The organism is Actinoplanes sp. NPDC051537, assembly GCF_055586105.1.
Genome location: NZ_JBVJIU010000002.1, coordinates 253,405 through 268,069, shown reverse-complemented (window position 1 = coordinate 268,069; position 14,665 = coordinate 253,405). Strand labels below are relative to the sequence as shown.

The window sequence follows — 14,665 nt, the reverse complement described above, 5'->3', positions numbered from 1 at the left end:
GGTGGGGCGCGCTCGGGTTGCGGTGGCGCGGTTTTCGGCGTGGCGTGCTTGGCTCGGTGGGGCTCGCTCGGTTGCGGTGGTCGCGCCGGGACTGGTCTGGCGGCTTGGGGGCTCATCGGCGTACGGGAAGGGTGATTTTGGTGGCGCCCAGACCCGGCGCCGAAGCGATCAGGGTGACCACGCCCGGGGATTTCGCCGGTCGGATGATCGCCAGGGCGCGGCCGTGCCAGGTGTGGCGGCGGGGGCGGCGGAAGCTGTCGGCGTTGTGCGGGTTGCCGTTGCCGACCGCGGCCAGTGTGCCGGCGCCGTGCACCTCGAAGCTGACCCGGTGGACGGCATCCGGAACCAGGTTCCGTTTGGCATCCACCACCGTGACCAGGACGTGCGCGAGATCGTCGCGGCCGGTGGTCAGCCCGGGGACATCCGAGGTCAGGCGCAGGGCGGCGGCCGGGCCGGTGGTGCGCAGCGTGCGGCGGCCGATCTCGCGGCCGGCTCGGTAAGCGATCGCGGTCAGCTCGCCCGGCCGGTAGGGCGCGGTCAGGGAGACGGCCCCGAGCGACGGCGAACCCTCGGCGACCGGCGCGCCGTTCAGCAGCAACCGCACCCGGTCACCCGTCGTATAGGCGCGGACGACCATCGGCTGGTCGGCTGGAACGTTCCAGGTCCAGCTCTCCAGCTCGTCGTAGTAGCCCCACCAGACCGCCACCTGCTCGGTGCCGGCCACGACCGGGCGCTCGACCAGCAGCTCGAGAGGGCTCGCGCCGGTGACCGCGGCCCGCCAGTGGTTCTGGGCCTTGCGGCCGCCGATCAGGTCGAGGTCGCCGCAGTTGCCCTGGAAGTACGGGTACGGGTAGCCGAAGCCGCCCCACCCGTGATGCAACAGGCGGGCGATCGACCAGCCGGGCATCACGCTCTGGTCGCCGATCGACGCCGCCGTGCCCGCGGGCGCCATCAGCGTCTTGCCGATGCCCGACTCGCCCAGGTAGTCCATGGCCGCCCACACCCAGGTGCCGACCGCCCAGTCGTTCTGCTCGGCGAACACCTGGTCCTGGTAGATCGTGGCCGGGAAGCCCTCGCTGTGCGTCATCGGCTTGCCGGGGTGGGCCGCGTGCATCTGCGCATAGCCCTTACCGTTCGCGTTGTAGTGCACATCGCCGATGTCGACGTAGGACCAGGACGGGTCGTCGGGCGTGAACGTCGAGCCGCCACCGAGCGTGATCGGCCGCGTGATGTCGAGCGTGCGCAGCAGGGCGGCCATCTCGGCGCCACGCCGGCCGCCGGTGTTGTCGGTGATCTCGTTGCCGAGCGACCAGATCACGATGCTCGGGTGGTTGCGGTCGCGCCGGATCATGCTGGTCAGGTCGCGTTCCCACCACTCGGCGAAGTGCACCGCGTAGTCCTGCGGTGTCTTGCCGGTGTCCCAGACGTCCACGAACTCGTCCATGACCAGCATGCCGAGCCGGTCGCAGGCGTCGAGCAGGTCCGGTGAGGGTGGGTTGTGGGCGGTGCGCAGGGCGGTGAAGCCGGCCGCGAGCAGCAGCTCGACCTTGCGTTCCTCGGAGCGGGCGAGGGTGACCGCGCCCATCGGGCCGTTGTCGGCGTGGATGCAGCCGCCGACGACCTTGACCGGGCGGCCGTTGAGCTTCAGGACGCCGTCCCAGGTCAGGTCCCGGATGCCGAACGTGGTCGCGGTCGCGTCGACGGTATGACCGTGGGTGACCAGCTCCGCGTGCGCGGTGTAGAGGTGCGGCGTACCCGTGTCCCACCGCAGTGGATCTTCAAGCTCGAACGCAAGATCGGTGCCGGGCGACGCCTCACGTCGCGCCACCACCGCGCCCGAGGGGTCGCGCAGGGTCACGCGCACCGCGGACGGAGGCGGCCCCTCGATGTCGACCGCGACGCGCACGGTGGACTGCGCCGTCGTTACGGACACGCCCCAGAGCGGGATCCGGGTCGGCCCGGTGACGGTCAGCCACGTGTGGCGGTAGATGCCCGAGCCCGAATACCAGCGACTGGTCTGCCCAGTGTTGTCGACCCGGACGGCGAGCACGTTGGTCGCGCTCAAGAACGGCGTGAGGTCGTACGCGAAACCGGTGTAACCGAACGGATGGAACCCGAGATCGACGCCGTTGAGCCAGACGTCCGCGTTCTGGTAGACGCCATCGAACCGCAGTTCGACCCGTTCGCCCGCCGGAAGTGCTTGCGGTACCAGCCGACGCCGCCCACCGTGTAACCGGTCGAGCCGCCGCCCGCGCTCGAGGCCGGGTCGAACGGCCCGATGACCGCCGGCGGAACCGGCTCGGCCGGCGGCACCTGCGTGGTGAGCAGCGAGGGGTCACTGGTCGCGGCGCCGTCGTCGGAGATCGCACAGGGGAGATCCTCGATGCCCCAGTCGTGCGGCAGATCGAGGTCCCGCCACCCGCCGTCGTCGAGTCCCGGCTGCTCGCCGCCCTCGAGGTCGCCCCGCCGGAACAGCCAGTCCTCGTCGAACGGCAGCTCCCGCCGGGTGCGAGGGCCGGGCGCGGGCAGCCGGGCGGCGCCCGCCGCCACGACGCCCATCTGGATGGCTCGTCTCCGGCTGATCCCAGGCATGCATCCAAGGTTATGAATGTTTCGCTGAACCGGTCAAGTCCGCCGGTGGGTCGAGCTCGGCGGCTGAACAAGCCGGGTGATCAGGCGTCGCGGTGGGCGCGCGATGGGATGGGGCGCGATCGAGTGGGGTGCGCGATGGGATGGGGTGTGCGGTGGGATGGGGTGCGCGGTGGGATGGGGCGCGCGGTCGGGCGGGTGCCCATCGGGGTGGGACGCGCCGCGGTTAGGGGGCCCGGAAGGCGACGGCGCCCATCGGGGCCGCGCGGTGGGGCCCGAGAGGTGAGGTGGCCGCGAGGCGGGGCGGGCCGCGCGTGGGGCCGGCCGCGCGGTGGGGTGGGCGCGCGGTGGGGCGGGCGCGCGGTGGGGCGGGCGCGCGGTGGGGCGGGGGCGCGGTGAGGCGGGCGCGCGGTGAGGCGGGCGCGCGGTGAGCGACCGCGCCGGGCATGGGGGCACGCCCGGCACGGCCGGTCACTCGGAAGCGAGGCGGTCGCTGTGCTTGTCGAAACCGATGTAGAGCCGCGCGGAAGCGTTGGCGCCCAGCGCGCCCAGCGTCTCCAGCTCGCGCAGGCGCAGCAGGGCCGGGTGCTCGGCGTACGCCTCGGCCGCCGCGGCCAGGCGGCGCAGGGCGTCCACCTCGGCGTCGGCGCGGATGCGCTTGGCCTCGGCGTCGGCCTCGGCGGCCAGGCGGGTCGACTCGACCCGGGCCCGGGCCGCGACGCGCTCGGCTGCTGCCTTCGAGTCGGCCTCCAGCGTGTCTCGCTCGGCTCGGGTGCGGGCCTCGACCATCTGGGCCTCGGCCATGCGCTGCGCCGTGAGGACGCGGTTCATGATCTCCTGGAGGTTGCCGGGGAAGACCAGGTCCTTCACGTCGGCGCGGATTATCTCGACGCCGTAGCCGGCCGAGACGCCCTCGACGTCGCGCAGGATGTCCTCGCTGAGCTGGTTGCGGTTGGTCAGGATGGCCTCGAGCGTCATCGACGCCAGGGAACGGCGCGCGGCGAGCTGGACGTCGCTGTAAATGCGGTCGTGGTAATCGGCGACCCGCTCGACGGCGGCCTTCGGATCGGTCACCCGGAAATGCGTGATGATATTGACCCGTACGGCCACCTTGTCGGCCGTGAGAATCTCCTGGCCCTTGATGTTCAGCTCGCGCTCGCGCACGTCGATCGGCACGATCGAGACGGTGGGCGTGCGGCGGCCGAACCGGCGCTTGGGCAGCTCGTAGCGGCCCGGCTCGAGCACCTGGTCGAATCGGCCGTCGACATAGCGAAGGCCGCGGAATCCGCTGTGGATGATCATCGGGATCTCCGGAAAACGATGGGGAAAAATAAGAATAGGTGGGTGGCCCCGAAGCGGATCCGATGAGAAGGATCGGTCGCCTTGAAGACAGCGGATCAGCGTGGTTGGATCGCCAATGCATCCGCTGCGGAAGCGCGTACTTCTGAAGCCGCCGGGGCCGAGATAAGAATGACAAATCCCGGGCCCGGCGACAACGGAATATCGGCGCTCAGCGGTTCAGGACGGAATGGCGCCGGCCGTAGAACACGTACACGATGACGCCCAGCACGAACCAGATGGCGAAGCGCAGCCAGGTGATCGGCGAGAGGTAGGTGATCAGCCAGAGTGAGAAGACGATGCCGAGCGCCGGGACGACCGGCATGGCCGGCAGGCGGAACGAGCGCGGCAGGTCGGGACGCCGGTAGCGCAGCACGATCACGGCCACGCAGACGACCACGAACGCGAGCAGGATGCCGATGTTGGTGAGCTCGGCCGCCTCCTCGATCGGCAGGACGCCGGCGATCAGGGCCGACACCGCGCCGGCGATCCAGGTCACCCGGGACGGCACCTGCCGGGTCGGGTGCAGGCGGGAGAACCAGGACGGCAGCAGACCGTCACGGCTCATCGAGTACCAGACGCGGGTCACGCCGAGCATGAACGTGAACATCACGGTGAGGATGCCGATGATCGCGCCGACCGCGATGACGTCGGCCAGGCCGGAGAGCCCGACCGAGGCGAAGGCGGACGAGAAGCCGCTCTCCGGATCGATCTCGGTGTAGTGCTGCATGCCGGTCAGCACGAGACACGCCAGCACGTACAGGATCATGGAAATGACCAGCGACCAGATGATCGCCTTGGGCATGTGCCGCCGGGCGTCCTTCGACTCCTCGGCCGCCGTGCTCATCGCGTCGTAGCCGAAGACGGCGAAGAAGACGGTGGACGCGCCGGTCACCGCGCCGCCGAAGCCGAACGGGAAGAACGGCTGGTAGTTCGCGCTGTCGATGTGGAACGCGCCGACGACGATGACGAGCAGGACCACGGCCACCTTGATGACCACGACCACGGTCTCGGTGCGGGCGGCGGCACGGATGCCCTGATTCAGCAGGTACGCGATGAGCAGGCACAACAGCATGGCGAACAGATCCACCACGTGGCCGTCGCCGGTGCCGGGCGCGCCGAGCATCCACGCGGGCAGATGCACGCCGATGTCGTCCAGCAGGAACGAGAAGTAGCCGGAGATGCCGATCGCCACCACCGAGACGATCGCCGTGTACTCGAGCAGCAGGTCCCACCCGATGAACCAGCCGACACCTTCACCCAGGACCGCATAGCCGTACGTGTAAGCCGACCCGGCCCGGGGGATCAGCCCCGCGAACTCGGCGTAGGAGAGGGCCGCGCACGCCGAGGCCACGCCGGCGATGAGGAACGAGATGACGACGGCCGGCCCCGCCGTCTTGTTGGCCACCGCCCCCGCGAGCGCGAAGATGCCGGCGCCGATGATGCCGCCCACGCCGATCGCGGTCAGCTGGAACAGCCCGAGCGACCGGTTCAGGCCGGACGAGCCCTCCTCCGTGATGTCGTCGACCGGCTTGCGCCGGAACAGCGCCGAAGTATCCATACCTATGGATCTAACGCCTTCATCGGCGCGGCGCAATACCGTGGACCTATGACGATGTCATTCGAGCCGCTCTCGCCGGTGTCATATCTGGACCGGGCCGCGGAGGCGCACGGCGACCGGATCGCCGTGGTCGACGGCGAGCGCCGCTGGACCTACGCGGAGCTCCGGGAGCGGTGCCGCCGGATGGCCGGGCTGCTGGCGCCGCTCGCGGGCGGGCGCCCGGTGGCGGTGCTGTCGCCGAACACGCACGTGCTGCTGGAGGCCCACTTCGGCGTGCCGTGGGCGGGGGTGCCGCTGGTGGCGATCAACACGCGGTTGTCGGCCGGGGAGATCGCCTACATCCTCGACCACTCCGAGGCGTCGGTGCTGCTCCACGACCCGGCCTTCGACGACGTGGTGTCCCATGCGCCGACAAGCAAAATCCGGCTGGATCAGACGTACGAGCAAATGCTGTTGACCGCAAGGCCGGAGATCGTGGCGCCGGTCGACGAGATGGGGCTGCTCTCGATCAACTACACCTCGGGCACCACCGGCCGCCCGAAGGGCGTGATGTACCACCATCGCGGCGCGTTCCTGCAGGCCGTGGCGATGGCCGGGCACACCGGGCTGACGCCGTCGTCGGTGCACCTGTGGACGCTGCCGATGTTCCACTGCAACGGCTGGAGCTTCCCGTGGGCGGTGTCGGCGGCGGGCGCGACCCACGTGTGCCTGCCGCGGCTCGACCCTTCGGAAGTGTGGCGGCTGATTCGGTCCGAAGGGGTCACGCATCTCAACGGCGCGCCGACGGTCCTGTCGATGCTCGCGTACGCGCCGGACGCCGGTTCGGGGGTGCCGGACGGTCGCGTGGTGCGGGTCGCCACCGGCGGCGCGCCCCCGTCGCCCGCGATCCTGCGTCGCATGGCCGAGCTGGGCTTCGACGTGACCCACCTCTACGGGCTGACCGAGACGTTCGGGCCCGCGATGATCTGCGACTGGCGGCCCGAGTGGGACGCGCTCGACCTCGACGGACGGGCCCGGATGAAGGCGCGGCAGGGCGTGGCCAACATGATCGCCGTGACCCCGCGGATCGTGGACGCGTCGGGCGCGGACGTGCCGGCCGACGGGGTGACGGTGGGTGAGATCGCGCTGCGCGGCAACACGGTGATGCTGGGCTACCTGAAGGACCCCGAGGCGACTCTTGCGTCCGCGCCGGACGGCTGGTTCCGCACCGGTGACCTGGGCGTACGCCACCCGGACGGCTACGTCGAGCTGCGCGACCGCCTCAAGGACGTGATCATCTCGGGCGGCGAGAACATCGCGTCGGTCGAGGTCGAGCAGGTGATCGCCGACCATCCCGCCGTCCTCGAGGTCGCCGTGATCGCGGTGCCTTCCCCGCGGTGGGGCGAGGTCCCGGCGGCGTTCGTGTGTCTGAAGGAGGGCTTTTCAACAACCGAGGAGGAGATCATCGCGTACGTCCGGGACCGTATCACCCATTTCAAGGCGCCCAAGTCGGTGACGTTCGGCGAGCTCCCCAAGACGTCAACCGGCAAGATTCAGAAGTACGTCCTGCGTGACCACTTCCGTGGCGGCGTCGTGCGGGACTGAGGAGGCCGTGCAGACGATGATGTCGGCTCGTTCCCACGGCCGGTCGTCCCGCAGGAAGGGCACCTCCTCGGCCTCCCACTCCTCCCAGTTGCGGTCGGCCTCCTCGGCGTCGCGGCCCTCCTCGGTCATGTCCCGCCGCACGCCGCGGCGCTTGGCCTCCACATAGTCGGACTGCACCCAGATCGCGACGTCGAGGTAGGGCGCCAGCGATCGGCGGGAGACCCCGACGCCTTCGATGATGACGGTCGCCACCCCTTCGGCGACCTCGATGCGTCCCTCGCGGCCGTCCCGCTCCCAGGCCGGTGGCCGGTATCTCACCGGCTCGCCGGCGTGCAGCGGTTCCAGCACCCCGTCGATCATCAGGTCGTCCCAGCCGAAGCGCGAGTGCGCCCAGGCCACGTCGTCGGAGTGCACGACGGCGGCCGGCCACATCGCCCGTGCGAGCCGGCCGGCCAGCGCCGTCTTCCCGCCCCCGCCCCGGCCGTCGACGGCGACGATGCGCGGCCGCCCGGCGTCCGCGCCGGCCGCCCGGACCACGGACCGGGCGAACACCGGCAGCGGTTCGACCCGCCACGGGCCGGCCGCCGGTTCGCCCGGCCCGAGCACGATGTCGCCGCCCGATTCGAGCGTCGGCCGCTCGGCCGCGCCGGCCAGTTCGCGAAGCCGCCGAACCTCGTCGATCAGCTCGCGGTCCGACGGCACGCCGAGAACCGTCAGCCCCGAGGGCCCCGCTTCCCGCGTCGTCATATGCAGCGTCGTGGCGAGCCACGCCCGGAGGTCGGCGAGTTCGCGGGCCGGATCAGTCACGTCCTGAGCGTGCCAGAGTCGGCGCGTGCGCGCCCGGTTGCCCGCCTGCCCCTGCCCGCGGTGCGCTCCTGCCCGCCGTGCCCGCCGGCCCTGCCCGCCCTGCCCGCCGGCCCGGCCCGCCAGCCCTGCCGGCCCTGCCCGCCCTGCCCGCCGGCCCTGCCGGCCCTGCCCGCCCTGCCCGCCGGCCCTGCCCGCCCTGCCCGCCAGCCCTGCCGGCCCTGCCCGCCCTGCCCGCCTGCCTCAGCCCCTCGCCGCCGGTGTTCGCCGCCCCACGTGCACCTCGGCCGCCGCCCTCGCTCGCCCGGCCGAGGTCGCCCTCGATCTGTGGATTTCCGGGCGAGAAATGTCGTACCCGGGCGGTAGTTTCGGCCCCACCCAGTCACGGGTGGGGTTGAGTAAGGCGGCCCCGGCAACGCGGCCGGTGGCGGCCGGCGGAATTGAGTCGTGTCAGTGCTACAGCCGCTGTGATACTGGCCCGCGTGCGGGTCATCGGGGCGAGCAACGACGACGAGATGGTCGCCTGCTTCCTTCTCGGTGAGCTGACGAGCACCCGCTTCGGTGCCGGCGTCCGGCGCGCGCTGGCCGGAGCCGGGCAGGACGAGCGCCTGCTCACCGAAGCCGACCTCACCGACCCGACCGCCAACCGGGCACGGCGCGACGTGCTGGCGGCCACACGTGGTTACGGCGAGAACCGGGAGCTGTTCGAGGGCTTTCCCGCCCGGGTTCGGTGGACCCGCGCGGTGCTGACCCCGGACGAGCTGGCCCGCGTGCGGTACGTCGATTACTCGTACTGGAACGAGCTGTCGGGTGGCACCCGGCTGCCCGGCGACGCGGCCGAGAACATCCGGGCCGGCGAGCGGGCGTTCGAGGTGCCCAACGACCGGTTCATCGCGGCCGCCCGCGCCGTGCGTCACGGGGAGCAATTCCCGCCGCTCATTCTGGCCGGGCCCCGGCCCGAGACGCTGGTGTGCCTGGAAGGCCATCTGCGGCTGACCGCGTACGCGCTGGCCGGCTTCCCCACAGAGGTGGAGTGCCTGGTCGGCACGGCGGCCGGGATGGGACGCTGGGCACTGTGATCACGATTCAGCGGGTACGGGTCAGGTGGGGCGCCGCATCACGCGGTGCTCGGCACGCCGACCTGCGTCGTGGCCTCAACCATCCGATCGCCCTGCCGGAGGGGCTGCCCGCCGGTGACGTGATCGTGCACGACCTGCCGGCTATCGGCCCCAGGAGCAGATGAGCGGGAGCGGCGTCGACCTCGCCCGTGACGTGGGCCTGTGGCTCACCTCGGACGGTCCCGACGGGATCGTCGAACGGTTGCCGAGCCAGGCCGCCGTCCCGCACGACCGCGCTCCGGGCCGCCTCTTCACGCTGGCGCCGGGACAGACGGGCCGCTACCGGGCCGGCTGAGGCCGGGGATCTCGTCGGTGAGGTCGACCGTGATCAGCAGCCGCGCTTCGACACCGTCCATCGGCTGTGACCGCCGACATAGAGGATCGGAGGGTGTTCTGGTACGACCGGACTGTGGAACTGGGTATGGCACTGCCGACGTCGGGGCCGATGGCCTCGCCGGCGAACATCAAGCGGGTCGCGGTGGAGGCTGAGAACCTTCAATTCGAGGCGCTCTGGACCTATGAGCGGCTTCTCCGGCCGATGGCGAAGATCATGCCGGGGGCGGACGGCGAGTTGCAGCGGATTCCGGCCGACTATCGGGAGACGTACGAGCCGCTCGAGACCCTCAGTTTTGTCGCCGGAATGACCGAGCGCATCAAGCTCGGCACCAGCATCGTCGATTCGCTCTTTCATCCGCCGGTCGTGCTGGCGCGGCGGTATGCGACGCTCGACCGGTTCAGCGGGGGCCGGGTGATCGCCGGGATCGGGCAGGGCTGGATGCCGCAGGAATTCGCCACGGTCAATGTGCCGCTGAAGCGCCGCGGGGCCGGGTTCGACGAGCACATCGCGGCGATGCGGGCCTGCTGGGGGCCGGATCCGGTGGAATATCGGGGGCGGTTCTACGAGATCGAGGCTTCCGAGGTCAATCCCAAGCCGGTTCAGGAGCACGTGCCGATCATCGTCGGGACCAACGGCGAGGCGGGAACGAAACGGGCGGCGCGCATCGCCGACGGGATCAACCCCAATGCGTTCTCGTACGAGCAACTGGCCGCGGCCGTGGTGACGTTCCGGGAGGCGGCGAAGGCCGAGGGCCGCGACCCGGCCACGCTCACCGTCACCGCCCGCGCCAACGTGCCGATCACGGCCGGCCCGCTCGGCGACGGGCGCCCCTATCTGGGCGGCTCGCCGGCCGAGATCGCCGGGGACCTGGATCGCCTGGCCGAGGCCGGCGTCGACCACGTGCTGTTCTACAACGTCGCGCCGGACGGGGTCGACAGCCACCTGCGGCTGATGGCCGACCTGCGCAACCGCGTGCCGCGAGGGTGAGACGCCCGGCGCTACGGTGAGGCCGTGCGCGCCCCCGCCGCCGTGGTCCAATGGTCGCCGTGCTGCACCTGCGGATCATCAGCCCGGCCGACCGCACCGCCCGGGTCGAGCGGCTGCTCGCCGACGACGTGGCGGCGACGCACGTCGTCGTGTTCCCGGGCGTGGCCCGTGACCCGGCCGGCGACCTGATCACCTGTGACGTCGCGCGCGAGGGCGCCAGCGCGGTGCTGGCCGGCCTGCGCGAGCTCGGGCTGGAACGCGACGGGTCGATCATGCTGGAGACCGTCGACGTGTCGCTGTCCCGCTCGGCCGACCGGGCCGAGCGCCGCGCTCCCGGCTTCGGGGTGGACGCGGTGGTGTGGGAGCAGATCGAGCAGGCCACCGCCGAGGAGTCCCGGCTGTCGGCGGCGTTCCTGGTCTTCATGGCGGTGGCCACCGTGATCGCCGGGATCGGCGTGCTGCTCGACCAGCCGATCCTCATCGTGGGCGCGATGGTCGTCGGCCCCGAGTTCGGGCCGCTGGCCGCGCTCTGCGTCGGGCTGGTGCGCCGCAAGCCGGCGCTGGCCGGCCGGGCGCTGACCGCGCTCGCCGTGGGCTTCCCGGTCGGCATGGCCGTCACCGTGCTCACGACCTGGCTGCTGGACGCGGCCGGACTGGTCGGACGCGACATGCTGCTGGCCGACCGGCCCCTGACCAGCTTCATCTGGCAGCCGGACGCGCTCAGCTGGGTGGTCGGGTTCCTGGCCGGCATCGCCGGGATGCTGTCGCTGACCTCGGCCAAGGCGGGCACGCTGGTCGGCGTGCTGATCTCGGTGACCACCGTGCCGGCCGCCGCGAACGCCGCGGTGGCCCTGGCCTACGGCGTCACCGACGAGGCGGCCGGCTCGGCCGTGCAGCTGCTGGTCAACGTGACCGCGATCGTCCTCGCCGGCGTGCTCACCCTCCTGGTCCAGCGTGCCGCCTGGCACCGCCCCCGCCGGGCGGCCGCGGCCGGACGCGACTGACCGGGCGGCACCCGGGTCAGGGCGGCCCCACGAGGGTGAGCACCGGCTCGAGCGGGTCGAAACCGGCGGGCATGCCGGGGGTCCGCCACGAGCCGGCCGGCGCGTCCGGGGGCAGCCACTCGGGGCGGAACATGCCGAGAGCCAGATCGAGGTCGTCGAGGTACTTGCGCAGCTCGTCGTTGATCGGTGTGCGCAGGTGCTCGGCCCACAGGCGTACGCGCAAATCCCGTACGGCATCGCCGGAAGTCACCATCGCCGCCGTGAGTTCCGTGTCCACCCCGGCCATCGACCGGCTGAAGAGGTTCGCCGAGCCGACCGCCGCGAACTCGTCGTCGACGATGACGATCTTCGAATGCACCGTGAGGTGCTCGACGCGCCAGAGCCCGACGTTGCGCCGCAGCGCCTGCGGGAGCGGGTCGAGCACCTTCTTCTGGAGGTCGGCGTTGACCGTGGCGTTGATCAGCGGCGAGCCCTCGGCCGGGTCGCGGGAGCCGGAGCCGACCAGGATCACCTTCACCCCGCGGGCCGCCGCCGCCCGCAGGTGCGCGTAAAGCTCGAACCGGTGGTCGCCGCCCGGGTACTCGCGGAAGTACTGGTCCTCGACGTAGACGTACCGCCGCGCCGCCCCGATCGCCTGCACCAGCGTCAGGTAGATCTCGTGCACGCCCTCGGGCGCCACGTCGCTGTAGTGCCGGCGCTCCCAGGGCAGCACCGAGTCGATGTACCAGGGCCCGACCGACCGCAGCACCTGGCAGGCCTCGCCCGCGGCCGGCCGCGCGGGCTGGGCCGGGGCCGGGCCGATCTCGTCGGTCAGGCCGGCCGGGTTGATCAGCGGCAGGCCCTTCAGCGTCGGCCAGACGTAGCGCCGGCGCGGCAGGTTCACCGCGCCGGTCCAGCGCATCCGGAACACCCGCCAGACGTCGGCGGCGGCCGGGCCCTGCAGGATCGCGCCGGCGTCGTGCCAGCCCCAGCGGCCGCCGCGCACCTCCTGCCGCCGGTGCGGCGACTCGTCCACCCGGTTGGCCGCGTAGTCGATGCCGCCGATCCCGGCCACGAGCTCGGTGCCGCGCCGTACCAGGGTGATCTTCTGGTGGTTGGAGCCGATGCCCGAGCCGGACCAGTCGAGCACGACGCGCTTGGCCAGCGGGGACGGGCCCGACTCGGCGACGCGCCAACGCCGCAGCCGGTGGGCCGCGCTCACGTTCTGGTGGAACGGCCCGATCGTCGGCCGGGCGATGCTGCTGCTCACGACCGCCCCGGCGAGGATCACCCGGACGTCGACCCCGCTCGCGGCGAGCCGCGCCAGCAGGTCGCCGATCGGCTCGTAACCGGCCTGACCCGGCTGCTTCCCGGTCAGGTCCATCTCCGGTTCCAACTGCAAGCCGCAGATGTACGCCGCGTCGCCCGGCCCGAGCGACATCAGCTGCTCGCGCATGCGCCGCATCCAGAGCCGGCCGTCGACGACGAACTCGACCGACGAGTTCTCGCAGTGTGCGGTCACCGCCGGTGACAGGTAGCGAGCGACGAGGTCGTCGAGCGAGGCCATGGCCGTGACTATATCGATTGCGTTTCGCTGCTAAGTTCCTCCGAGACGATCATCGATCTTCGGGGGATTGAACGATGAGCACCCGCCGTGACCGGGTTGTCGAGATCATGCGGGCCGGGCAGGACGCGTTCGGCCGGGCCCTGGAGGCGTGCGACGGGCAGGCCCAGCTGACGCCGCATCGCTGGGAGCGGCCCGGCGGGGGCGGCGGCGAGGCGCGGATCCTCGAGGACGGCCGGGTCTTCGAGCGGGCCGGCGTCAACGTCTCGGCCGTGCACGGCGACGAGGCGCCGCCGTCGATCGCGGCCGAGCACGGGGTGGATCCGTCGGTCGGCTTCTTCGCGACCGGTCTTTCGATCGTGGTGCATCCGCGCAATCCGCACGTCCCGTCCTTCCACGCCAACTTCCGGTACTTCGAGATGGGGGAGGAGACGTGGTGGTTCGGCGGGGGCGCCGACCTCACCCCCTTCTACGGGTACGCGGAGGACGCCGCCCATTTCCACCGGACGCTGCGCGACTATTGCGACGCCTTCGATCCGGCGTTCTACCCGTCCGCGAAACAGGCCTGCGACCGGTACTTCTATCTGCCGCACCGCCGGGAGACGCGGGGCGTGGGCGGCATCTTCTTCGACGGCCTGCACCCGGGCGGCGACGACGGCTTCGAGCGGGCCTTCGCCTTCGTGCGCCACGGGATCGACACGCCGGCGGAGGCCTATCTGCCGATCGTGCGGCGGCGCATGCTTCAGGCGTACGGGGAACGGGAACGCCGTTGGCAGCTGCACCGGCGTGGTCGCTACGTCGAGTTCAACCTGGTGTACGACCGGGGCACGAAGTTCGGCCTGCAGACCGGCGGCAACATCGAGGCGATCCTCATGTCGCTGCCGCCCCTGGCCGGATGGGCCTTCGACGTGCGGCCGGAGCCGGGCAGCCCCGAGGCCGAGATGCGGGACCGGTTTCTCACCCCGCGCGAATGGGCCTGACCTCCCGTCACGCTTTCTGTTCGCGCGGGCACCACCAGGTGGTGCGGCCGCCGACGACGCCGCGGGTCATCGGCGCGTTGTCGCGCGGGCACCGGCCGCCCGCGTGCCGATGGGCGACGATCGTCAGGGTGTGGACGCCGCCGTCGCGCAGCGCCGCCCCGATCGCCTCGTGGGTGGCGGCGAAGAGCCGTTTCGTCTGCGGCCGGGTGAGCTCGTCGCCCGGCCGCGCGGGGTGAACGCGGGCCTGCCACAGGATCTCGTCGGCCAGCAGGTTGCCGATCCCGGCGATCCGGTGCTGCTCCATGAGGCGGGCCTTGACCGGCGCGGCGCCGCCGGTGACCGCCCGCGCGAAGGCGTCCGCGGTGATGGTGGCCGCGTCCGGGCCGAGCGCCTCGACCGGCGGGTCGAGCCGGACCCGCCCCAGCCGCCGGGGGTCGACCAGCATGAGCCGCCCGCCGTCGGCGAACGTCACGGTGAACCGCGCCCACCGGTAGTCACCCGGCTCTCGCCGCCCCTCCCAGTAATCACCACCGTCTGTCTCGCTGCCGTCGGCGTCAGCAATGACGATTTTTCCGGACATGCCGAGGTGGATGCCGAGGATCGGGCCGCCGCCGGAGGTGTCGCACCACATGCTCTTGCCTCGCCGGTGGGCCGCGATCAGCTCCCGACCGACCAGCGCGGCGCGGATGTCGCCCGGGCGGTGCGGCCGGCACACGTACGCGTCGGTGTCGTCGACCTCCACGATCGGGCGGCCCAGCGCGGCCCGCTCGACCACCGTCCGGGCCGACTCGACTTCCGGCAGCTCGGGCATCGTCCTCCT

General features: G+C 71.8%; 13 protein-coding genes. 6 read left to right on the top strand and 7 right to left on the bottom strand.

All coding sequences use genetic code 11. The features are described 5' to 3' along the window. Positions 1-112: 112 nt before the first annotated feature. From ACZ6TB_RS04990 to ACZ6TB_RS04975, 4 genes are all read right to left on the bottom strand, one after another. Positions 113-2,065, bottom strand: a complete 1,953-nt coding sequence (locus ACZ6TB_RS04990; RefSeq protein WP_465550721.1) for a glycoside hydrolase family 2 protein — start codon at positions 2,063-2,065, stop codon at positions 113-115. Next, positions 2,062-2,592, bottom strand: coding sequence for a hypothetical protein (locus tag ACZ6TB_RS04985; RefSeq protein ID WP_465550719.1), 531 nt, complete (start codon positions 2,590-2,592; stop codon positions 2,062-2,064). Before ACZ6TB_RS04985 ends, ACZ6TB_RS04990 begins: the two co-directional genes overlap by 4 nt. A 468-nt stretch (positions 2,593-3,060) precedes the next feature. Next, positions 3,061-3,891, bottom strand: coding sequence for a slipin family protein (locus tag ACZ6TB_RS04980; protein WP_465550717.1), 831 nt, complete (start codon positions 3,889-3,891; stop codon positions 3,061-3,063). Positions 3,892-4,099: 208 nt separating this feature from the next. Continuing rightward, a complete protein-coding gene (locus ACZ6TB_RS04975; protein WP_465550715.1) occupies positions 4,100-5,488 on the bottom strand; it encodes an amino acid permease in 1,389 nt (462 codons plus the stop codon). 48 nt (positions 5,489-5,536) lie between these two features. On the opposite strand from ACZ6TB_RS04975, the gene ACZ6TB_RS04970 reads away from it, so the two are divergent. Next, on the top strand, positions 5,537-7,072 hold the full coding sequence (locus ACZ6TB_RS04970; RefSeq protein ID WP_465550713.1) for an acyl--CoA ligase family protein: 1,536 nt from the start codon (positions 5,537-5,539) through the stop codon (positions 7,070-7,072). Here the strand turns inward: ACZ6TB_RS04970 and ACZ6TB_RS04965 are convergent. Further along, on the bottom strand, positions 7,007-7,879 hold the full coding sequence (locus ACZ6TB_RS04965; protein WP_465550711.1) for a uridine kinase family protein: 873 nt from the start codon (positions 7,877-7,879) through the stop codon (positions 7,007-7,009). The two genes, ACZ6TB_RS04970 and ACZ6TB_RS04965, sit on opposite strands and share 66 nt — an antisense overlap. A gap of 479 nt (positions 7,880-8,358) precedes the next feature. Between ACZ6TB_RS04965 and ACZ6TB_RS04960 the strand changes: the two genes are divergently transcribed. From ACZ6TB_RS04960 to ACZ6TB_RS04945, 4 genes are all read left to right on the top strand, one after another. Further along, a complete protein-coding gene (locus tag ACZ6TB_RS04960) occupies positions 8,359-8,955 on the top strand; it encodes a hypothetical protein (protein ID WP_465550709.1) in 597 nt (198 codons plus the stop codon). 160 nt (positions 8,956-9,115) lie between these two features. Beyond that, positions 9,116-9,289: a hypothetical protein gene (locus ACZ6TB_RS04955; protein ID WP_465550707.1), complete on the top strand. Its 174-nt coding sequence runs from the start codon at positions 9,116-9,118 to the stop codon at positions 9,287-9,289. 126 nt (positions 9,290-9,415) lie between these two features. After that, positions 9,416-10,318 (top strand): TIGR03619 family F420-dependent LLM class oxidoreductase, encoded by a 903-nt coding sequence (locus tag ACZ6TB_RS04950; protein WP_465550706.1) that lies wholly within the window; start codon positions 9,416-9,418, stop codon positions 10,316-10,318. A gap of 59 nt (positions 10,319-10,377) precedes the next feature. Next, positions 10,378-11,322, top strand: coding sequence for a DUF389 domain-containing protein (locus ACZ6TB_RS04945; protein WP_465550704.1), 945 nt, complete (start codon positions 10,378-10,380; stop codon positions 11,320-11,322). Positions 11,323-11,338: 16 nt separating this feature from the next. Here ACZ6TB_RS04945 and ACZ6TB_RS04940 read toward each other — a convergent pair whose 3' ends face one another. Next, positions 11,339-12,868: a phospholipase D-like domain-containing protein gene (locus tag ACZ6TB_RS04940; protein ID WP_465550702.1), complete on the bottom strand. Its 1,530-nt coding sequence runs from the start codon at positions 12,866-12,868 to the stop codon at positions 11,339-11,341. A gap of 74 nt (positions 12,869-12,942) precedes the next feature. On the opposite strand from ACZ6TB_RS04940, the gene hemF reads away from it, so the two are divergent. Beyond that, positions 12,943-13,845: an oxygen-dependent coproporphyrinogen oxidase gene (gene hemF, locus ACZ6TB_RS04935; RefSeq protein ID WP_465550700.1), complete on the top strand. Its 903-nt coding sequence runs from the start codon at positions 12,943-12,945 to the stop codon at positions 13,843-13,845. A 7-nt stretch (positions 13,846-13,852) separates the two neighbouring features. Here the strand turns inward: hemF and ACZ6TB_RS04930 are convergent, their stop codons facing one another. Beyond that, positions 13,853-14,656 carry an Fpg/Nei family DNA glycosylase gene (locus ACZ6TB_RS04930; protein WP_465550698.1) on the bottom strand — a complete coding sequence of 268 codons (804 nt, stop codon included), beginning with the start codon at positions 14,654-14,656 and terminating at the stop codon, positions 13,853-13,855. Between the last annotated feature and the right edge of the window lie 9 nt (positions 14,657-14,665).